Source organism: Aporhodopirellula sallentina SM41 (genome assembly GCF_000346505.1).
GTDB classification, from domain to species: Bacteria; Planctomycetota; Planctomycetia; order Pirellulales; family Pirellulaceae; genus Rhodopirellula; species Rhodopirellula sallentina.
In genome coordinates this window covers 40,712-62,203 of sequence record NZ_ANOH01000400.1, presented here as the reverse complement: position 1 = coordinate 62,203, position 21,492 = coordinate 40,712, and the positions used below count along the sequence as shown (strand labels likewise).

12 protein-coding genes are annotated in these 21,492 nt (G+C 57.6%); 6 read left to right on the top strand and 6 right to left on the bottom strand.

The annotated features are described in order from the left end of the window. Positions 1 to 159: 159 nt before the first annotated feature. Positions 160 to 1,680: a tetratricopeptide repeat protein gene (locus RSSM_RS25900; RefSeq protein ID WP_008686741.1), complete on the bottom strand. Its 1,521-nt coding sequence runs from the start codon at positions 1,678 to 1,680 to the stop codon at positions 160 to 162. Further along, positions 1,680 to 3,239, bottom strand: coding sequence for a sigma-70 family RNA polymerase sigma factor (locus RSSM_RS25895; protein WP_008686740.1), 1,560 nt, complete (start codon positions 3,237 to 3,239; stop codon positions 1,680 to 1,682). Before RSSM_RS25895 ends, RSSM_RS25900 begins: the two co-directional genes overlap by 1 nt. 983 nt (positions 3,240 to 4,222) lie before the next feature. On the opposite strand from RSSM_RS25895, the gene RSSM_RS25885 reads away from it, so the two are divergent. Then, positions 4,223 to 4,759, top strand: coding sequence for a membrane protein (locus RSSM_RS25885; protein WP_008686739.1), 537 nt, complete (start codon positions 4,223 to 4,225; stop codon positions 4,757 to 4,759). 437 nt (positions 4,760 to 5,196) lie between these two features. Here RSSM_RS25885 and RSSM_RS35000 read toward each other — a convergent pair whose 3' ends face one another. Next, a complete protein-coding gene (locus RSSM_RS35000; RefSeq protein ID WP_236621396.1) occupies positions 5,197 to 5,910 on the bottom strand; it encodes a hypothetical protein in 714 nt (237 codons plus the stop codon). A 706-nt stretch (positions 5,911 to 6,616) separates the two neighbouring features. After that, positions 6,617 to 7,267 (bottom strand): hypothetical protein, encoded by a 651-nt coding sequence (locus RSSM_RS25870; RefSeq protein WP_052336131.1) that lies wholly within the window; start codon positions 7,265 to 7,267, stop codon positions 6,617 to 6,619. A gap of 303 nt (positions 7,268 to 7,570) precedes the next feature. Between RSSM_RS25870 and RSSM_RS25865 the strand changes: the two genes are divergently transcribed. The 4 genes from RSSM_RS25865 to RSSM_RS25845 all read left to right on the top strand — a co-directional run bounded on the left by RSSM_RS25865 (position 7,571) and on the right by RSSM_RS25845 (position 17,099). Further along, positions 7,571 to 11,563: a protein kinase domain-containing protein gene (locus RSSM_RS25865; protein ID WP_236621395.1), complete on the top strand. Its 3,993-nt coding sequence runs from the start codon at positions 7,571 to 7,573 to the stop codon at positions 11,561 to 11,563. 198 nt (positions 11,564 to 11,761) lie between these two features. Further along, the gene (locus tag RSSM_RS25860) at positions 11,762 to 14,959 is read left to right on the top strand and encodes an acetoacetate decarboxylase family protein (protein WP_008686733.1); all 3,198 of its coding nucleotides are present in this window, start codon (positions 11,762 to 11,764) and stop codon (positions 14,957 to 14,959) included. A 213-nt stretch (positions 14,960 to 15,172) separates the two neighbouring features. Next, on the top strand, positions 15,173 to 15,643 hold the full coding sequence (locus RSSM_RS25855) for a DUF3237 domain-containing protein (protein WP_008686731.1): 471 nt from the start codon (positions 15,173 to 15,175) through the stop codon (positions 15,641 to 15,643). Between the two features lie 265 nt (positions 15,644 to 15,908). Next, positions 15,909 to 17,099 (top strand): OmpP1/FadL family transporter, encoded by a 1,191-nt coding sequence (locus RSSM_RS25845; RefSeq protein WP_063709128.1) that lies wholly within the window; start codon positions 15,909 to 15,911, stop codon positions 17,097 to 17,099. A 194-nt stretch (positions 17,100 to 17,293) separates the two neighbouring features. Here the strand turns inward: RSSM_RS25845 and RSSM_RS25840 are convergent, their stop codons facing one another. Then, positions 17,294 to 18,577 (bottom strand): glucose-1-phosphate adenylyltransferase, encoded by a 1,284-nt coding sequence (locus RSSM_RS25840; protein WP_008686729.1) that lies wholly within the window; start codon positions 18,575 to 18,577, stop codon positions 17,294 to 17,296. Positions 18,578 to 18,604: 27 nt separating this feature from the next. Continuing rightward, positions 18,605 to 19,720: a ferredoxin--NADP reductase gene (locus RSSM_RS25835; RefSeq protein ID WP_173403180.1), complete on the bottom strand. Its 1,116-nt coding sequence runs from the start codon at positions 19,718 to 19,720 to the stop codon at positions 18,605 to 18,607. Between the two features lie 364 nt (positions 19,721 to 20,084). Between RSSM_RS25835 and RSSM_RS25825 the strand changes: the two genes are divergently transcribed. After that, the gene (locus tag RSSM_RS25825) at positions 20,085 to 21,491 is read left to right on the top strand and encodes a hypothetical protein (protein ID WP_144060125.1); all 1,407 of its coding nucleotides are present in this window, start codon (positions 20,085 to 20,087) and stop codon (positions 21,489 to 21,491) included. The last annotated feature ends 1 nt before the right edge of the window (position 21,492 follow it).

Sequence of the window (21,492 nt, the reverse complement as noted above, 5' to 3'; positions counted from 1 at the left end):
TGACCCTGGCGTTTAAGTAGGGCCGGGTTTGTATGTGTTGGGGAATAGCTGGATTCTTGCGAATCCGGCTGCGGGAAGCGGGTATGTCGAATTTCCGAAGGCTCTGGACCGTAACGAACGTGTTGTTGCGGGGACTGAAAGAGATACCGGGGGTGCTCGCTAGGCGAGTAAACGATCTCTGATCCTATTTACGGGCTCGTTCCAGTTGCCGAATTCGGTTTGTCGGCTGATGACAGTGTTCGGGTACCATGGCGTCGAGTCGCCTTCCATCAACCAGCGCCAATCGGGGACTCTACCCAGAAGCAGGTGCGTGCGAACGCCCAGGGCTCCAGCGAGGTGAGCGATTGCAGTGTCGGTTGTTACGAGTGCGTCGAGGTTGCACAAAACCGCGGCGGTGTCCATGAATTGACCGCCTGTTTGGTCGAGCGTGTCAGGTAATCGGATGATCGAGTCGGCAAAGTCGACTTGATCGAGTTGTTCGATGCCGTGGCCGAACTGCATGTTGACGACATCGAACTCGCCGCCTTCAACGATGGGACGCAGTTCTTCCAACGCGACGCTGCGGTAAACGTCCGCGTGATGTTCTCGGTTGCCCTGCCAGTTGATCCCAATAAGCGGTTTGGGAGAGGAGTCGTGGTCGGTCGGTTTGCGTTTCGGAGCGAGCCAATCATGCCACTGGTTGATCAGTTGATCTGAGACGTGCAGGTAGCCGTCGATCCTAGGTGGGGAGGAGGGTGGTTCGTTGGGCGTTGTCTGTGTGCTCGCGAACAGGGAGTCGCCGAAGAACATCGCTCGGTCGCGTTGATAGACGGCGTCCAGTATTTCGATAAACGAACCTTGGAAGTTGGCTTGGGTGACGTTGCCGTGCAGCATCGACATGCCCGCGGCCATCATGTCGCCGTTGTTTGAAGTGGGGGTGGCGTCGGCAACGAATTCGTCGACACCCGGGACCGTTGAAAACAGCGGGATCAGTTTTTCGCTGCAGACGGCGATGACTGTCGCGCCGCTCGCTTTGAGCGCCGATGCGACGCGGATGAAATGGATCGCGTCGCCGAGACCTTGTTCGGGGTAGATCACAACGACTCGCCCATCGAGTGGCTCGCCAGTCCAGATCGGGACGTGAATTCCGGCGGCCCTCCATGCTTCGGCGATCGCAGGTCTGCCGACACCGGGCATCCGCCAACGCCATCGGAACTCTTCGAACCCGCGATCGTAGTCACCCATCAGGAGAGAGATGACGCCGAGGTTGCGGTGCAGTTCCGCGTTGTTGGGATCGATCTTGAGCCCTTGGTCGTACCACTGCAGACCGCGTTGAACGTCGCCGTTCCATACCCACAGGGTTCCGCGATTCTTCAGTGCGGAGAGATAGCCCGGTTGTTGCTCAAGGGCTTTGGCGAAGCAGGTTTCCGCCTCGTCGATCTCGCCGATCATTCGGAGCGAATTACCGAGATTGTTCCACGCGATCGGGAACTGGCTTTTGATCGCCAGGGCCCGTCGATAAGAGTCGATCGAGCCTTGAAAGTCTCGCAGATCGAACTGCGCGATCCCGAGATACACCCAGGCTTCGGCAGAATCCGGGATTTGCTCCAGGACACCGCGATACAGTTGCATCGCGGCGGGAACGTTTCCACTTTGATGGATTTGCCAGCCTTGTTGTAGGACTTCGCCAATGGATGGCATTAGTCCAGGAATCCAACCAAGTCCTGGCTGCGGCTAGGTTGTTGAAGCTTGCGAACCGCTTTGGCTTCGATTTGTCGGATCCGCTCGCGGGTGACCTTGAAGATGTGTCCGACTTCTTCGAGCGTGTAGCTGTAGCCGTCACCGAGACCGTAACGCAATTTGATGATTTCGCGTTCACGGTAGGAGAGCGATTTCAGCACGCCGGTGATTCGTTGGCGGAGCATTTCCTGGGTCGCACCGATTTGCGGGCTTTCCGCGGTGCCGTCGGGCAGCAAGTCACCGAATTGGCTGTCTTCGCTGTTTCCGACTGGGCGGTCGAGCGAGATCGGGAAGCGGCTCATTGTCAGGACGCGGCGTGCTTCTTCGATCGTCACGTCGGCGCGCCGAGCGGTTTCCTCGATCGACGGTTCACGTCCGAGTTCTTGCAGCAAAGCACGAGCGACGTTTCGGACGCGGCTCATGGTTTCGACCATGTGAACCGGGATACGAATCGTACGGCTTTGGTCGGCGACAGCGCGGGTGATTGCTTGGCGAATCCACCATGTCGCATACGTGCAGAACTTGAACCCGCGACGGTATTCGAACTTGTCGACCGCTCGCATGAGTCCGGCGTTGCCTTCTTGGATCAGGTCGAGGAACGAGAGTCCGCGGTTGCGGTACTTCTTCGCGATCGAGACGACCAGACGAAGGTTTCCTTCGCTCAGTTCCCGTTTGGCCTGTTGGTATTCGCTGTAGACGCGGCCGAGCATTTGGCAGCGGTTTCGCAGCGACGTTGGGGTTTCTTGGCAGGCGGTCAGGATTTGGCGACGTTCGTGCAGCAGTTGGTCGCGGACTTCGCGGCCGTGTTTGGTGCGTTTCTGGTCACGGATGAGGGCATCGATTTCGTCGAGGCGGCGAGAGAATTTCTCGAGCATCGCGATTCGGGTTTCGATCCGTTGGGTACGCAGGCCGAGTTCTTCGACCAGGCGAACGGCGCGGCGACGACGACGAGCGAGTGCCCGCCATGCTTCGGCGCGGCGACGTGCCGGCGTGCTCTTGCTCATCGCAACCTTCCAGTCATGGCGGTTGCGGCTCAGGAGCGTTTGCAGGGTCCGGAGGTTGTGCGGAAGGCGGCCGACGATTTGTTCTTTCTCGAGCCGGTCGGTGACGCTGACCTGAACGGTTCGGTCGAACGGTAATTGGCCGCGGTAGACCTTCTTCAGCGTCTTGTAGGCTTCGACGAGGACGTAGTGGTTCTCGAGCAGTTTGGTGCGGAAGCGACGGCGGGTTTCTTCGATCCGTTTGGCCAGTTCGATTTCTTCACGACGGGTCAGCAATGGGATCTCACCCATTTGCGTCAGGTACATCCGAACTGGATCGTCCGACCACGTTTCCGATTCGTCAATCGCAATCAGCTCATCAGGGCTTTCCAATTGCACCTGACCGTCGCTGACGTCAGCAACGCTGACGCCCGTATCGTCCTCGTTGTCATCAACGGGAAGTTTACGGAAACCGCCTGTAACGACATCGGTGTTGGTTGCCGAAACGTCGTCAAAATCATCCATCATCGGATCGAACAAAGTATCAACTCCTTCAAGGTTGTGTGTCTGTTGCTTATCGCGGGTGAGCAGCGAACCAGGATTCCACCTGGGTGTTGGTCACCGTGGGGTTCGAGGCATCCGAAGATGACTCGTTTGTTGTTTTCTAAGTGCGGGTAATTCGAGCCCGAGTGTAATTCGACGAAACGTCAAAACGAGTCGCGTTGCCAGAGTTTGTACGCCTGTGCAAAGGAAACTTATTCAACGCTGAAATGTTGCCCGTAAAATTTCAACTACGTCTTGCGGATCAGTCATCAGGTACCTTCAATCTAGCACCCGTTAGACGGTCCGCCGGAATGACATCCTCAATTGGAAAAACATTCCGATTGGCTGGAATCCCCGGTTCTGTCAACCGTGTCGCCTTCGGGAACTTTTCCTTTGGTATCCTGCAATGGTAGCCCGTTGGAAAGCTGCTAGGGTGAAACAAGATGAACGGAGAATAACGACCTGCATCCCGAGTCATTTCTTTTACTCGAGTGCCTTTTCAGCCCGAGAATCTTTTGCCCTTCTAGCCCCATCAGCCCGTTGCCACTTTCTGTGGTTGGCGCCGCCGAAGTGGTTGGCCTTGTCAGCATTGTTTTCAACACTTTGTCGAAATGCTCTGCTCACCGAGTAGGCTTTGTTGGCAAACGATCTTCGAGCACCATCCTGGCTCTACCGAGGAACCACGCACCTGTGGGTGCCGCGAACCCAATCCGCTCGGGTTGCGAAGACGAACTACAGTTCGTTGTGGTGGTTGTCGCGAATCATCGTTGAATGTCCGGTCAAGTGTTCGCCTTGCGAGCACCTGACGGGAGCGACCGGTCGTGTGTTAACCTCAGCACATCGCAATGTTAGTCTGTCAGAGTTTTCGGTCTACCCGTGCGTCACGCGATTTGTGAGCGTTTCCGGGGGGGACAGTCGCCTCCGACTAGCATCGCCACCCTTCATTACAGCTCCATTCTCACTTTTGTTCAGGTTCGACGATGTATCAATTGACATGCCCCAAGTGCGAGGCGATCAACGAGGTTTCCACGGCGAAGGCGGGCGGTGAAATCGAGTGCAGTGGTTGCGGGCAAATGATCGCCGTTCCCAAGCTCGGCGAACTGCGGAACCTGCCGCCGGTCGAGGACACAAAAGCGGTGCGTGCGACGTCGTCTTCCGGTGGGCTGTCGGGCGGGCGGTCGTTCGCCTTTGCGGCCCTCGGGCTGGTATGTCTGTTATGCCTCCTCGGTGCCGCGTTTTGCGGTGTGAACTGGTCCAATATCGACGTGCCGCTGACGACCGAAAAACACTTGGAATTGCTCGAAGAGGGCTACCAGGAGGCCAGTTCGGCACAGATGATCCGCGAGTTCGAGGACATCACGAAGTACGGGGTCGATATCCCTACGCCGCTGGAATACCGCACCATCGAGTTACGCAAACAAGCCTGGGGCCAGAAAACGATGGCCTACCTCGCGGTCGCGGCGGTGGCGTTTGTGTTGGCCCTGGTGGTCGGACGCAAACCCAAAACGGCGGCGTAGCCGGGCAAGGTTACGTGGGCTCTGCGTTGATACTTTGCAAGGCCGCGATGTCACAAAATTGTTTGCGATTTGGGGGGCCTTGATTGTTGACAATTGCAGGACACTTGGGGCATCCCCCGTTCTGAGTTTTTCACCGGTATTTTGATGCGGTTTTCAGCGTCCCGCGGCGAGCCCTCGTTCATCTGGAAACACACACGTCATCCGGAACCACACAGGTAACTCGGAAACATACAGGTCATTCGGAAACGCACACGCCCCATCCCGCGAGACTCGGTCGTCGCGCACGAAAAAACCTCGTCCGAATGAATCGGGCGAGGTTTGGTTTTGGGTTAGTGATTCTGGCGAGATCGGCGACCGGGTGAGGACGCCTGAACCGAACGTTGTCTTGGCGACGCCGCAGCGGAGATCTGTCAGGTCACTTTCGCGACGGGCGTCGACTAGATGTCGGTAGCGGCGTCTGGCGTTGGTGCTGGAGGAGCCGGTGGAGCGGCTTCTTCGTCGCTGCTGCTAGGAACGGCATCGCCTTCGGCAGGAGCGGCATCGGCTGCTGCGTCTGCGGTCGGTGCTGGTGGTGCTTCAGCAGCAGGAGCTTCCGCGGCTGGAGCTTCCGTTGCGGCTTCGGTAGCAGCACCGGTCGTTACGCTACCAGGAACGAGAGTTTCGCCGGGAGCAAGGTCGAAACCTTCGCTGCTGACCGATTCGCCCATTTCGACAGGAGCACCTTCGACGACTGGGGCGTCGCCACCGCAGCAAGGAGCTTCAACGACAGGAGCTGCTTCGACGGCGCCACAACAAGGAGCTTCGACGACGGGAGCAGGCTCGCAGCATGGTGCTGGTGCAGGTTCGCAGCAAGGAGCAGGAGCTGGTTCGCAGCATGGCTCAGGAGCTGGGGCACAGCATGGTTCCGGAGCAGGTTCGCAGCATGGCTCTGGTGCTGGTTCGCAGCAGCAAGGCTCGCAGCAATCGTCTGCTTTCATTGCACGCAGTTTGGCAAACAAGCCACCACCGCCGCAGCGGGTTGGTTCGCAGCAGTCGTTCTTCGCGAAAAGTTTCTTGAACAAACCACCAGCTTGTACCGGTGCGCTCAATGTCAAAGAGGCGGCCATGACCAACGCGAGGGCGGCCGTTCCTTTCACCAAATTCCGAGTCATCTAATTCTCCCAAAAGGTTCGGAGTGTTCGGTGCGATCTGAGTTCGCACACTAAACTGTTGAAATGCTATCGAGCACTTCTGAAAATCTTGTCATCGCCCCAATCACACGCTGCGATCAGGGCCACGGAGGAACAGGTGATTCACACAGGAATCGTGGGTGCCGCATTGGAAACCACATCCACTCTGTTCTTATTGCCCGCCTACAGTAACTTCAGCGCCACCGTTGTCAATTGCCCAAACCTCCTAAATAGGCAACTCAGCGTAGCCTCGCGTGCATGTCGAAGACCAACTTCGGTCGGTTTTCGGAGGATGCGACGTCGTTCGCGGGAGATGAACGCGTTTGCAGTGCGTCGGCAGAAGGGCCGCAATGCAAAACAGACGTCTCGCTTCGGTACCGGGATACGGTCTCGAAAATGGGCTTTAAGGGAGGGAGGGTGCCTTTGGGCGACTGAAGAGGAGTCTGCGGCGCCGTTGAGTCCGGGGCGGCGGCCTGGCATAGAGGCCGTCGAGATGTGAGGCGTCGAGATGTGAGGCGTCGAGATGTGAGGCGTCGATATGTCGGACCTTGATATGGCGTCCGTTCTCGTGGCCGCCCGATCGCCAGTCGGCTCGCCCGCGAGAGTTTGACCCGATGAAGGTCGTCCCGCGGATGGTTGTTTTCCAGATCGGCGTTTCGGCCTGCGAATCGCCTCAAACCGGATCGGTTTACCGCACGGCGTTGGTGTCGGCCGGTGCCGGCGAGGTTGCCGTTTGCTCGGCTGGTTGCCCGCCGAGGATTTTAGCCATGTGTTCGCCGTTTTCGAAATCGAGCACCAAAGGTGGCTCGCTCGGGCTCATTTCAAGAACGAGGCCGGAGATTTTCCAGTCGGCTTGTTCTTTAACGACGGACCAGACGACTTGATAGCTCTGCGGAGCCGACATCGGTTGGCCTTGAGCGTCCAAAGGAGCCGGTTCGGTCCAGATGCAGTGAACGAGGCGACCTTGGAAACCGGTTCCGGCAACGCTTTCGTCGACCGGCATCGGGGTGCTGCGGGTGATTTGAAAATGGGCGTCAGGCGATCCGATCGGTTGGACGACCTGGCCGATCCGACTGAGTTCGCGTTGGGCTTGCTCGGTCAGCAACGCCATCGCGTTGTGGTTTTCGCCGCCACGTCGGATTCGATCGAGGAAATGGCTGACGACGGCCTCGGCTTCCGCTGCTTGCGGCGCCGATGGGTCGGCAGGGCTCGAAGCGGTGTTCGTGCCAGCGGATTGGGCTGTTTCTTGTTTGCTGCAGCCGACTTGGTTGGTGACCATGACGAGTGTGAACACGCCGAGTGCGAACACGCATCTGAAATTGATTAGCTGACGCTTCATTTGATTGATACCACTGAGAATCCGTTCTTGCTGGGAAACATCCGAGCCGATCTGCCCCGATGATCTTTCTCCTTTACAAATCAGGAGCGACCGGGGTCAAGAGAATCCCTGGGCTTTGCGGCAATCGGCAGCAATCATCTGAGATAGCGTCGATTGATCCGGGAAAAACGGGGAATATTTCCGGTTTGCGTCAATCGGGTAGCCGACGGGGGGCTATGATAAATCTCTTAGGGGGCTAGGATATTGTAGTGCTAAACGGAGGTTTACTTCCGCTTTCCTTTCTGCCGATTATCTCGTTGATTCATGCTCCCAGTGAAAGAGTTTCTCGGAACGCACCGGTATGAATTGAAGGGCGTGATCGGGCGCGGCGGAATGGGGGTCGTGTACAAGGCGTACGACCGGGAACGCGATATCTTCGTCGCGTTGAAAACGATTCGCGAACTCGACGCGTCTTCGCTCTATCAATTCAAGAACGAGTTTCGGTCGTTGACCGAGATCGTTCATCCCAATCTCCTGCCGCTCTACGAATTAGTCTCCGACGGCGAGCACTGGTTCTTCACGATGGAGCTGGCCGAAGACGCGGTCGATTTCTACACCCACATTCGGGCGATCAAGAGCGCGGATCTGTTGGCGACCGAGCAGTACGACGGTCCGATCTCATTGGGTGACGGGACGGTTTCGACAGAGAATGGGCCGCAAACCAGCATTGCCGCCACCGATCGCCAAAACCTGACGTCGCCCAACAGCGAAGACACTGCCACCGGGCATGACGACACTCAGCCCAACTACCAACAGACGGAGTCGAGCGGAAACACGCGGTCCGATGGTGAAGGCCTCGCCGAAATGACGTCGACGGAGGATGGTGGCGGCCAAACGGCGGACAGTTCCGTTGCCCTGTCGGAAGGCGTCTATGACCGAATTCGGGCATCGATGAGGCAGCTCGTCGAGGGAGTGCGTGCGTTGCATGATGCCGGCAAGTTGCATCGCGATTTAAAACCGGCGAACGTTTTCGTCCGCTCAACTGGTCGCGTGGTCTTGTTGGATTTCGGGTTGGTGGCGGAGCTGTCGCACGATCATCCGACCGAGGCGAAGGACGCGAAAGATTCTGACCCGGCGCATCCGGCACTCAATCCGTCACACCAATCCACGAGTGGGCGTGTTACCGGGACGGCAAAGTACATGGCGCCCGAACAGGCGGCGGCGAAACGGCTGACGACGAGCAGCGACTGGTACGCGGTGGGCGTGATGCTGTTCCAGGCCATCACGGGCCGATTGCCGTTCGACGGGACGCGAAGCTCGGTGTTGAAAAACAAACAGGTCCGCGACGCGCCGGCACCATCGGATTGGGTCGCCAACGTTCCCGAAGACCTCAACCGGTTATGCATCGATCTGCTACGTCGTGGCCCGGACGAGCGTCCATCGGGCAGCGAGATCGCGTCGCGTTTGTCTCGGTCCGATGAGACGGTTGCCCTGTCAGCGGATGCGGTCGCGTCGTTTGAGTTGCCGTTTGTCGGCCGGGTCGAGCATCTCAAAATACTCAACAACGCATATCAAGAACTCGAGCACGGTGCCACGACGGTGGTTCGGGTGCACGGCCGGTCTGGGGCAGGGAAGTCCGCGTTGATTCAGCACTTTCTCGACCGAGTGCAGTTCGCACCTGAGACCGTTGTGCTCTCGGGGCGATGTTATGAACAAGAGTCGGTGCCCTACAAAGCCGTCGATAGTTTGATCGACGCTCTCGCCCGTTACCTGATTCAGTTGCCTGACGACGAAGTCAGTTCATTGATGCCGGAATCGATTGCGGCCCTGGCAAGAGTCTTTCCGGTGCTGCAACGCGTGCCGGCGGTCAAACAAGCCGATGCATCGGCGGCGGATATTCCGGATTTGCGAGAGTTGCGAAGAAAAGCGTTCGGCTCGTTGGCGATGTTGCTGCGTGAGATCGCAGGGCGGTGTCATCTCATCTTGTCGATCGATGACCTGCAATGGGGAGATGTCGATAGCGCGAATTTGCTCGCCGAGTTGCTGCAACCGAGTGGCTCGCCAAAGATGCTCGTGGTGCTGAGTTACCGCAGCGAGTACATCGTCTCGAGTCCTTGCTTGATCGCGCTCGATGAGCAAATGAATCCGCGGATTCGTCAGACGGTGTTGCCGGTCGAAGACTTAACGGCCGCCGAGTCGCGTTCGCTCGTCGAAGAGTTGTTGCGTGATGCTTCGCCGGCGAGTCGCGAGGCGGTGGATTGGATCGTCGAGGAGTCGCATGGCAGTCCGCTGTTCGTTTACGAACTGATCAACCATGTGAATTCGGGCGGTGAGGTGAAGCCCGGTGCGATCAAACTCAACCTCGACGATGTTCTGTGGAAACGGATCCAGAGTCTGCCGGAGTCGTCGCGCCGACTGCTCGAGATCATTTCCGTCGCCGGCCAACCGATTCCGATCCGGGACGCCCATCACGCGACCGGTGCGGATGTGCCATTGATAGAGGCGCTGCGTGATCTTCGCGGCGGACGATTGATCCGCAGCACCGGGCCGCGTTTGATCGACCAGGTCGAGGCTTTCCATGATCGGATTCGCGAGAGCGTGGCGCTGCACCTGTCGAGTTTGGAACGCAAGAACTGTCACGCTTCGTTGGCGAGGACTTTGCGACAGGTCGAACACGCCGATACTGAAACGATCGCGATTCACCTGCACAAATCGGATCAATACGAAGAGGCGGCGAAGTATTACGCGTCGGCTGCCGACGAATCTGCCCGGGCGCTCGCGTTCGATCGGGCGGCGAATTTGTATCGGTTGTCGTTAACGACGCGTGCGCCGAAAGGTGACGCAGCGTGTTCGCTTTATACCAAGTACGGCGATACGCTAGCCAACGCCGGACGGCCGCACCCGTCGGCGAGTCAGTACTTGATCGCCGCTGAACTCACCGATGGGGTGACGCGAATCGACTTGGAACGCAAGGCGGCGTATCAACTTTGTGCGGGAGGTCACCTCGATGAAGGCCGTGAGGTTCTCGCTCGGGTGCTCAAACGTGTCGGGATGCAATTGCCCCGTTCACAAAAACACGCGCTCGCGCAGTTGCTGATGCGTCGGTTGAAACTGCGAATGCGGGGGACTGGTTATCGTGCGGAGGCGGCGATCGACGCGGCGGAGAAGGCACGACTGAACGTGACGTGGTCGGCGTCGGCAGGAATGGGGACAAAGAACATTGTTGTTTCCCCGGCGTTTCAAACATTGAACCTGTTGCTCGCTCTGCGTAGTGGAGACCAATTCAGTATCGCCCGCGCGATGTGCTGGGAAGCTGTCTACAACGCTCACGATGGGATCGGTGCGATGCGTTATTCGCGCCGCTTGATTGATCAGGCGACGGAAATCGCCGCCGAATTGAAACTGCCTTACATCAACGCGATGGTGGAACTCGCCGAAGGTGCCTGCGGGTTTCTCACCGGACGGTGGCCGGTAGGCAGTTCCCGGTGTGCTCGGGCGATCTCAATTTTGAAAGACCGTTGTACCGGGACGTCGTGGGAACTCGGTCAGGCGGCGACGTACCAACTTTGGTGTATGTCGTGGGAAGGGCGTTTTGGCGAGATGGCGGAACGGTCGGCGCAGATCCTCGAAGACGTTCTCGATCGTGGGGACCTGACCACGGCAGCCAACCTGCACTCTTACATGACACCGTTGGCTCACCTCACCGCAGGCGATGTTGTGGCGGCTCGTGAAAGTGTCGCCGAGTCGCTCTCGAAATGGTCTCGCAAGGAATACAACATTCAAAACATGACGGCGCTGATGGGCGGAGCGAGCGTTCATCTGTATGCCGGTGAATACGACAAGGCACACGCTCGAATGGTCAACGAGTGGGGTGATTTGAAACGCAGTTTGATCCTTCAAGCACAAATCTGCTCGGTCGTTTTGCCGGAACTTCGAATACGCGGTGCGCTGGGCAGTTACGCTCATCAGCAGCAAGACCCCGGGCTATTGCGGGACGCGAAGAAGTGCCTTCGTAAAATGGAACGAAAGAAGATTCCTTATTCGGTGGCGATGGCCGCGCCGCTGCGTGCGGCCCTGAGTCACATCGACGGGGACCGGTCGCGGGCCATTTCGCAGCTTCGCGAAGCGACCGAGCTTCTCGAATCGATGAGCATGAATCTGTTCGCATCCGCGGCGAGATTCCGCTACGGGCAACTGCTCGGCGACGGTGGCGGCGAGATTCATCAAACCGAAGCGGTCGATTGGATGAAGTCCGTCGGCGTTCAAGATCCGCTCGCCATGATCACGGCGTACACGCCGGCGTTCCCTAAAATCTGAACCCGCCTGATGAAACGGTTTGGTTTCCCCCATGGCGAGGGCGGGATGCTCTATGCTGGTGCTCTGTCTCGTCGCCTGCACCAGACGCCAACGTGGTTGGAAATCGGATTCGTTTTGACTGCGTCCCACAACCACGCTGGCTAATGGGTGACATGCGATCTTGCGATTGCCAACAAACCTTAGCTTCGGAGAGATCGAATGGGAAAGCAGAAAATCGCCGTGTTGGGTGGAGGCTTGGGAGCCTTGAGTACCATTCACGGGATCATGCAGGCACCTGACTGGCAAGACAAATTTGATATCACGGTCTATCAAGTCGGTTGGCGGCTCGGCGGGAAAGGAGCCAGTGGTCGTAACCAGCAACCCGGCATGGGCAATCGGATCGAAGAGCACGGGCTGCATATCTGGTTTGGCTTCTACAACAACGCCTTCAGGATGATGAAGGAAACCTATGCGGAGTTTCATCAACGACAACTCGCGCCCAACTCGCCCTATCAATCGGTCAACGGGGACCAACCTGCGTTCAAACCACTGAGCATGGTCAGCGTGATGGAGGATGCGGAAGGATCGTGGCATCCATGGACCAATCATTTCCCACGCAACGACGAGGAACTCGGAACGGAGAACACTCTTTGGACGCCTTGGACATTGATGAAAACGCTCGCCAAATGGTTGAGACGTTTGTTCGATGACTTCGTTGGGAATTTCGATCTTCCTGCGTTCCGATCACAAACGGAGGCGAAACCGGAAGAGTTTGAAGGGTGGGTGAGGGCGGAACTGCGCAGTGTCGATTCCATGCTGCTCGGAATGGGCGAGCGTTCCGGGGTTAGCCTGCTGCATCTGGCTGACGGAGTGATGGATCAGTTGAGCGACGACTCGCGCAACCACTCGGTGCACCAATACAATTTGCTGACTTGGCTGTTGACCAAACTGCGTGATCAGATCGAAGGTCTTCTCAATGGTGTCTTGTCGGGTCACACCGAACTGCGGCGATTGTTCATTTCGCTCGATATCGGCACGGCGGTGATGCGAGGAATGATAAGCGACGGCGTGTTGCAAGGCGGTTGGGATGTGATTGAGCAATTCGACTTTCGCGAATGGCTCAAACGAAACGATTGTCATTCGTCGGATTCCGCGCCGGTACGCGCTGCGTACTCGCTCGTGTTCGCGTACGAAGGTGGAGACACCAGCAATCCGAACTTTGCCGCCGGAGCATGCACTCGCGCGTTCGCCCGGATTCTGCTGACGTACAAAGACGCGCTGCTGTGGAAGATGGAAGCCGGCATGGGAGATATCGTTTTCTCGCCGCTGTATCTCGTCTTGAAGGAAAAAGGGGTCAAGTTCGAATTCTTCCACAAGGTTCGCAATCTCAAACTCAGCGACGATCACTCGGGAATCTCCGAGATTGAAATGGACGTTCAGGGCACGCTCAAACCCAGTTGCAATGGTGTTTATGACCCGTTGGTTTGGGTTCACGATTGTCCGTGTTGGCCGAGCACGCCGTTGTATGACCAAATCGAACAGGGCCAAGATTGGATCGACCATGGTCTGAATCCCGAGTCGGCGTGGTGTCCGCCCGAACCGGTACAGAAGAAAACGTTGACCATGGGCGAAGACTTCGACCAAATCGTGCTCGGCATTTCGATCGGAGCGATACCGCACATCGCCGGTGAGTTGATCGCACACGACGACCGTTGGAAGAATATGGTGGACCATGTCAAAACGGTGCAAACGCAGGCGTGTCAGTTCTGGTTCAACCAAACGACCAACGACATGGGTTGGGAGCCTTGGTATCCGGCGCCGGGGGCGGGCGAAACGCCGCCTCGCGAGCAAGCCTTGGTGGGCGCGTACGAGTCGCCGCTCGATACGTGGTCGGACATGACGCAGGTCATCCCCGCCGAAGAATGGCCGACGTCACAGAACGTGCAGAGCATTGCCTACTTCTGCGGTGCGATGAAGGACGACGACACGATTCCTCCTCTGCCGCCGCCAAACCAGTGTGGTTTCGTTGAGCAAGAAACCGAGCGTGCCAAAGCAAACTCGAAAGCGATCCTGACCGAGCACATCCGTCCGTTTTGGCCCAACGCGGCTCAGCCTGGAAACCCGAACGCGTTGAATTGGGACGTGTTGGTTGATTCATCGGGAGCGTCAGGCGAGGCGCGATCCGACGCGCAATACTTTCGGGCCAACATCGCGCCGACGGAACGTTATGTGTTGTCGGTGAAAGGATCGACGAAATATCGGCTGCATCCGGGCGAGAGCGGTTATGGCAATTTGGTTCTCGCCGGCACATGGACCTACAACCCGTTGAATGTTGGTTGCGTGGAGGCGGCGGTGATGTCCGGATTGGAAGCCGCGACCGCAGTCATCGAAAACAGCAACCAACGCAGAACCCCTGCAGTACTCTCTGGACCACGGTATATCATTCGGGGCGGCGAAACGGCGTTCCCCGGTGCATATGATTTCCCAAACGTCAGCCTTACCGGGTTTGCGGTGAAGTCGACCCGAGCGGCGTTGCAGCGTTTGTGCGACCAATCGCTTAATGCACCGTTGGGTGGTCGGTCGGTCTACCGTCCTTTGTTGCCCGGTTTCGTTGTGATGGTCGCTGACTTTCCCACGATCCGCGTTAACCCCGGCGAAGCCAACGAGTTCAGCTCGCCTGAAAAGGATATCAACCTGACGTTTCCCGTGGTGAAGTTGAAAAAGGTTGGCCCGATCGAAGTGGTCGAACGAATCTCGTGGTTCTTCCCGTACGTCTTCGTTAACAACTCGTGGGCGACTGTCTCCGGTAGAGAGGCGTATGGGTTCCCAAAGCAAGATGCAACGATCACCGTGCCGCAATCGCAAAACGATTCGGCGGTGTACCGAGTCGAATCGCAGTACGTCGAGACCTTCGGCAGTTCCGCGGTAACACAAACCGGTACGCTGCTCGAAGTAAAGCGTCAGGATCAGGACCTGTTCGCGTCACCCGCGACGCGACTGGACAACTACGCGGGAGCGATGGAGGCACTCCTGTCGCCACTAGTCACGGAGCAGGAAGGAGGGCAGCAGGAACGCGGCGAAGACAGAGAGATCACATTGCCGGGGCTCGGTTTGATCGCGGAAGCCTGGCAGATGTTGGCGAATCAGACCATTCCGTTCACCTTCTTGAAGCAGTTTGCGAAAGTGGACCGGCGAGAGGAAGCGTGTTTCCAATCGATCGTGGAAGCACCTTTGAAGATCAAAACGTTCCACAGCGCGGGAATTTTGCCCGGCGACTATCGACTCACCGCGTGCGATTTCGAAAGCCATCCGATCGTGGCGGACATGGGGATGCAGTCCAACACGCAAAGCTGTCTCGCGGCCGTTACGATGACCGTCGACAGCGAACTGCGACTCGGTCGCACAGTTTGGCCGTAAAGGTTGTTTGGCTATCTAACCGTTTGGCCATAAAGCCAGTTTGCCTGTAGGGAATGGGGCATTGACGCGAGAGGTGTCAGAGAAGGAAATGCTCGCCTCTGATTATCCGGTGCCCGCTATTGAGGTTGCGCGGTTGTTCGTCAAAGCCGGACACTCTGGTCTCGTCGTTGTTTACTCATTGAAGTTGTTTACTCATTGAATAAGGATTCCAACATGATCGATTACAAGATGGAGCATTTGTTCTCATACACCGCCACGATTGGTGGTCCGGAAATTGTCGGGCCGGTGGCGGGAGGAGTGCGAGTGAACTTCAACCTGACCGGTGGCGAGGTAACCGGCGAGAAAGTGCAAGGCACGATCTTGCCGGCCGGTGGCGATTGGTTGCTGATGCGGAGTGATGGCATCGCGGAGGTTGACGTTCGTCTAACGATCCGAACCGATGACGAGGCTCTGCTGAACATGCACTACCACGGCATGGCCGATCTAGGCGAGAACGGGTTTGAGGAATTCATGGCGGGGCGGGCGCCGGTGCCGGGAACAGCACTTCGTATCTTCCCGCGGTTCCACGTTGCGGCTGAGAAATACCTGTGGCTCAATCGGCTCGCCTGCATCGGTGTTGGTGAGGCCCATGTCGACTTTGCCGGTGAGTCGAAAATGCTCTTTGATATCTACGCGGTGAAGTGAGTCACGCGGAAAGGTGAGTTTGCGAGCACTCGGCGCAGTCCGGTTGTAACGCCTGCGACGATTGGACGGCGAAAAATTTGTTCACGGGTACAGATTTCTCGTAAATCACGTCGAATGCCCCCCGCGCAGGACGATTCATCAATTCTAGTGGTGCAATCCCTACCTGAGTGCGATTGCCCATAACCGTCGCAACTGTTGCGACGGACTGTGGACAATGGATTGTACGCAGGGGCTTCATTGCAGACTCCGTCCAGGAGGGACTTCCGTGTCGACCTTATCTCGACTTTCGTATTTATTGATACTGACGTGCTTGGTGTCCGTGGTCGCAGGCGTGATGCCCGAGACCGCCAACGGTCAGGGGGTGTATTTGACCGGAGTCGGGCCGGTGAACCGGTCGATGGCCGGCGCCGGAACCGCCGCTCCGCTCGACGCGGTCGGAGCTTTGGCGTGGAACCCGGCTTCGATCTCGGGGCTGGCTAATAATGAGGTTGGGTTCGGTGTCGAACTCTTGCTGGCCGATGTGGAGTTGACCTCGAGTCTGGGCGGAGGCACCGAGGGCGATGCCGGCGCCGCCGCGGTCCCGTCGATCGGTTGGGTGCACCGGATGAGTGAAGACTCACGCTGGACAGTCGGCCTTGGATTGGCCGGTGTGGCCGGGTTTGTGAATAACCAGCCCGCAGGAAATCCGATTCTCGGTGGCAACCCTGCCTACGCGATGTCGGAGTTTTTGCAGATCGCACCTACGGTCTCTTTCCTGGTCAACGAAAAACTGTCGATCGGTTTCGCCCCTTTGGTGACCCTCGGTGAGGTTGGTTTCGATCCGATCGGTCCCTCGGTGATCACTTCCACAGCGGAAACGTCGCAGGGGAACCGAAAGCACTGGGGGATCGGATTCCAAACCGGGATCTACTACATCACCGACAACCACTTTCACTTCGGAGCGAGTTTCCGCAGCACGCAGTGGATGGAAACGTTCCGGTTCTTCACGCCGAGCGGCTTGGTGAAGTTTGACCTCGACTTGCCGATGATCTTTTCGCTGGGAACGGCGTACACCGGTTGGGAAGATTGGACGTTTGCGGCGGACTTCCGCTACATCGGCTACGACGATGCCGACGGGTTCAGTGAACTCGGATGGAGCAATCTGTTCGCGGCCGCATTCGGCGTGCAAAAGAAGATGGGAGATCGACTGCACCTGCGGTGCGGAATCAACTTCAACCAACCACCGATTCACGAAAGCGACGTTCCGAAAAACGTCATCAGCCCGCTGATTCAGAAATACAACATCGCAACGGGTGGTTCGTATCGTTTTGCGAAGAACGTGGACCTGAACCTGTCGTACGTGTACCTCGGCCACAACAGCTTGATCGGGACCGTGCCAACCGCTGGCGGTCCGGTCACCGTCCGCAACGATGTTTCGGCCCACTCGTTGATAACCGGTGTGACCGTCCGGTATTGATCAGCGTGTCGGAAGTCGAGGGGGCATAAAAAAACGGGACACGAGCGTTTTGATCGCTCGTGTCCCGTCGTTTTGTCGTCGTAGCTGGACTTCCCAGAGTTCAGACGTTGGAGGTGGGGGGGCCAAAGGCTTTGCGACTCCGGCTACGTGTTGGAACCCGGGCCGGTGTCTTGACCAATTCGGTTACCGGTTGGCTAGCACTGGAAGTTGTCTTCGATTTGGCCTTCCTTGATCACGATGCTGATGCCGTCGCGGATCTGCAGTGCTTCCTCTTCGCCTTGGTGATCGACACCGGCGGCGTTGGTGATTTTGACGTTGGTTCCGACGCGGCAGTTTTTGTCCAGGATCGCACCGGAGATGTAGCTGCCGGCGCCGACACCGACGGGGAGTTTTCCGTCGCGGGGACCGCCACGCATTTCGATGAAGTCCGCACCCATGACAACACTGTCTTTGATCGTCACGTTGTCGCCGATGACCGTTCGCAATCCGATGACGCTGTTTTCGATCGTGACGTTGTCACCGATTCGGCAACCGTCCGCGATCAAGCTGCCTTTGATGGTGGCGTCGCCCATGATCGTCGGCGGCAGGAACCGCGGCCGGCTGTAGATCGGTGCGTGGCGGTTGCGGATGTCGAACGGCGGGTTCTTGCTGGCCAAGGACAGGTTCGCTTCGTAGAACGAGCGAATCGTTCCGATATCTTCCCAGTAGCCATCGAACAGGTGCAGTTGCACTTTGTGGGTGTTGATCGCTTCGGGGAAGACTTCTTTGCCGAAATCGCTGTGCAGGCTGTTTTCGAGCAGGTCGACCATGAGGTCTTTGTCGAAGATATACAGCCCCATGCTGGCGAGCAGGTCGCGGCCGTTGCTGGGGATGCCGCGCTCGTCGATCCAGCTCGGTTCCATCCGGACCTGGGCGATTTCTTCGGGGGTTTGCGGTTTCTCAACAAACCCGCGGACTTGTCCGGTATCGTCGACTTGCATGATGCCGAGAGCGGAAGCGTCTTTGCGGGTCACGGGGATCCCGGCGATGGTCGCGGCCGCACCCGATTCGATGTGGGTTTTCATCATCTCGCGGAAATCCATCCGGTAGAGTTGATCGCCCGAGAGAATCAGGACGTGTTTGATCCAGCTCTCTCGCAGGTGAACCAAGTTCTTCCGCACCGCGTCGGCGGTTCCTTGATACCAGTCTTCGCCGGAGTTGACCGTTTGTTGAGCGGCGAGAAGTTCGACGAATCCGTTGCTGAAGTGATCGAAGGTGTACGTTTGGCGGAGGTGCCGGTGCAAACTTTCGGACAAGAACTGAGTCAACACGTAGGCGCGATTCAAACCACTGTTGATGCAGTTACTAATCGGGATGTCGATCAACCGATACTTCGCCGCCAAGGGCACCGCAGGTTTTGCGCGGATCTTGGTCAGCGGAAAGAGTCGGGTGCCGCGTCCGCCACCAAGAATCAACGCGATCGTGTTACTGAGGTCCATGTTGTTTGCCCTGTGAGGAGGAGGTGCTTACCAATACTTTTCAAAACGGATCGTCCCTGCATGATGCTCTTGAACATCGTCGCGAAATCCTGCGGCACGTAGTAACGGTAGCATACCAGGATTCTCGGGTGCTTCGGCACCCGGGGCGATGTATCCGATCATGTCCGGATTGCCGCATAGGAACACGTGTGTGTTTGCGGGATCGAGTGGATCTTCGGCGAGTTCGGACAATTTGCCGCTGGTGAACATCGCCTGCAGATATTGCTTGCCAACGAACTGGGGATGGTCGGGCTGAAGGTTTTCGGGTTCCCGTGTCGTCATCGGAAGATACAGATAGTTTGGGTACTGACGCATCAGCACACGATGCTCATTCATGTAGGCACAGTCGTGACGGTATCGCACGCTGGTCGCGATGATGATGCGTCCTCGGTGACCTGTCGCGAGAAGTTTGGCGGCCATCGCGTTGTGTGGGGCTTCGCCTGTTCCCGTCCCGAGGAACAGCATGGTGTCGTCGGGTTCGTAGCTGCCTAGTTTGTATTTGCCGACGATCTTCTTTTCCAAAACGACTCGGTCGCCGACTGATTTACCGAACAACCTCGGCGTCAACGCGGGAGGTTTGCTGACGGCGGTCGCCCCTTGGCGAACCAGGGTGATGTAGAACTCGAGATAGTCGACGGAGTCCTGCGTCGCGAGGTTGCCTTCCTCGTCCAACATCGGACAGGAGATGGAGTACGCACGGCGAACAATCTTTCGAGCTTTGTTAATCGGTACATCTTCCGGCTGCGTCCCCAGCAGTCGCGGTTCCCAATTGCCCAACCCGAGTGCGACGTACTGTCCGGGATCGAAAGCCGGGATGCCGTTGTCGGGACGGATCCGGAATTTCGCCAGGTCATCGGTGATATCAATCCGGTCGATGATCGTGGCGTTGTAGAATCGTTCGCGGAGTTGCCGCTGTTCTTGCGCGTTGGGCGGCATGTCGAGCGGGCCTACCGATGACCCGTCGTCCGCTGCGACCGTGGTTGGTGTACTCTTATCGCCAAGCGAGGTTGGATTTGGGGTAGATTGTGCACTGGCGCCTGATTGAGCACTGGGGCCCGATTGACCGTTTGTCGGTGGGGTGTCACGAACACTCACGAAGCTCATTCCTTTCGCGTTTCATGCCGCGGTCAGGGTCTCGAAGAGATTACTATAATGCAATGCGGCGGTGTTATGGGGTGGGCTCGCATCGTTGTTGTTTCCGAACCGGTTTATTTGTTCCGTTGCGTCATCCGTGGCCCGGCGACTCTGCGAGAACTGAGCAAAGTGCGAGCCATGTTGCTCGGTTCGATCACGTTATATCAGCTTCTTTTTTTAGGCTTTCGACATGTTTCACTCTTTTCACAAGGTTGGCTCTGGCGTGACGGATCAGAGGCGGCAATCCCGTTCGACAAATTGTCGCGTTCGTGAGAATCATGCGATCGGTCGCACGGCGGTGTTGGTCTGCGTCGCGACGGTTTTCGGATGGGCGATGTCGGGTCCGGGAGGGCAATCGAACGCCTCCGCAGAAACGTGGACCAGCCTGAGCGGCGACAAATCAATCGAAGCCGAAATGGTCGGTATGTGGGACAATCAAATTGTCTTGGTGTTGTCCAACGGACGCCGCATCAATGTGCCGATCAACAGTTTCGAAGCGGGGAGTCGAATCCAAGCGGGCAAGATTGCCGAACGTCTCGAACAAGAACGCAGGGCGTTGACCGAAGAGATCAAACGCAACGCCGAGATCGAAGCGGCACCGGCCCCCAATCCGCTACCGACACCCCCGACGCCTCCAGAGTATTCTCCGCCGAGCACCGATATGGGACCTGACGATGCGGTCGATGCGATCGCTCAGCAGATCCGTAACGGACACCTCGTCGTGCTTTACGACGCGATGCCGCCGAAGTTCCGAAGCCAACTCGATCAGCTCGCCGCATTGACGATGCAAAAACTCGATCCGCAAGGGATCGCTGATCCGCTCGGGCAGATCCACCGGATCGCTGATCTTCTTGTCACGCGGCAGAATTGGATTTTGTCCCATCCGAGGTTGCTCGACCCGAGTGGCGAACCGGGCGATCTTTCACCGATCGGAGAAACGTTTACGAACCTACTGTTGCCGATTGCTGAAACGGTTCGTGTGGGGATCCCGGCCGACGAGGTCGCGTTGGACCGGATTCGTGAACAGGGATTCGGGGCATGGCTGCACAGCCGAGACGCCGCGGTCGCGCCGTACCTCACCCGGGTCATGGATTCCTATACCGGACCGGCCGCGAGTTGGACGCTGCTCAAACAAAAGGATGACGAGGCTGTCCTCGAACAGTCGCTACCGCAATCGAATGAACGAGGGCATTCGCGAGCCAACCCGCCGTCGCGCAAACTCGCTCTGAAGAGAGTTGACGGTTATTGGTTGCCGGCGGCCGTTGCCGACGGGTTCGAAGAGTGGGTGAAACAGAAGACCGAAGAACTGCAGGGTGTCGATGACGCGTCGATGAGCGTTTCGGAGTGGCTCGGCGGGAGTTATGTCAGCGTTCCGACTCCGGCGGCGCAGCCAACGCGAAACGGCATGGGGCAGTTCGACGATCCGAGCCAATACGGTCGTCCAGACGAGTACGATGACATGAGCCAATACGACGATATGAGCGAATTTGATGAGGATCTTTACATGGATGACAGTTACGGCGGTGACATGTACGGGCAGTCGGGCGGTGCGAAGCCACGCATGATCGACGCACCAACGATCTCGGCGGAAGCCATCGGCAGTGTATTGCAATCGGTCGGAGGCGTTGTTTCGATGTTGATTCCGCTCGAAGAGGCGACCGATGCGGCATCGTTCCATCGCGCCGCGGATCAAGTCGCCGGTTCCGTTCAGGGACTCCTGTCGTTGGTCGGCGGTCGTTGAG

Coding starts and splice junctions, on each gene's coding strand:
- RSSM_RS25900 (WP_008686741.1), bottom strand. CDS start 1,680: ATGCCATCCATTGGCGAAGTCCTACAACAAGGCTGGCAAATCCATCAA.
- RSSM_RS25885 (WP_008686739.1), top strand. CDS start 4,223: ATGTATCAATTGACATGCCCCAAGTGCGAGGCGATCAACGAGGTTTCC.
- RSSM_RS35000 (WP_236621396.1), bottom strand. CDS start 5,910: ATGACTCGGAATTTGGTGAAAGGAACGGCCGCCCTCGCGTTGGTCATG.
- RSSM_RS25870 (WP_052336131.1), bottom strand. CDS start 7,267: ATGAAGCGTCAGCTAATCAATTTCAGATGCGTGTTCGCACTCGGCGTG.
- RSSM_RS25865 (WP_236621395.1), top strand. CDS start 7,571: ATGCTCCCAGTGAAAGAGTTTCTCGGAACGCACCGGTATGAATTGAAG.
- RSSM_RS25860 (WP_008686733.1), top strand. CDS start 11,762: ATGGGAAAGCAGAAAATCGCCGTGTTGGGTGGAGGCTTGGGAGCCTTG.
- RSSM_RS25855 (WP_008686731.1), top strand. CDS start 15,173: ATGATCGATTACAAGATGGAGCATTTGTTCTCATACACCGCCACGATT.
- RSSM_RS25840 (WP_008686729.1), bottom strand. CDS start 18,577: ATGGACCTCAGTAACACGATCGCGTTGATTCTTGGTGGCGGACGCGGC.
- RSSM_RS25835 (WP_173403180.1), bottom strand. CDS start 19,720: ATGAGCTTCGTGAGTGTTCGTGACACCCCACCGACAAACGGTCAATCG.
- RSSM_RS25825 (WP_144060125.1), top strand. CDS start 20,085: ATGTCGGGTCCGGGAGGGCAATCGAACGCCTCCGCAGAAACGTGGACC.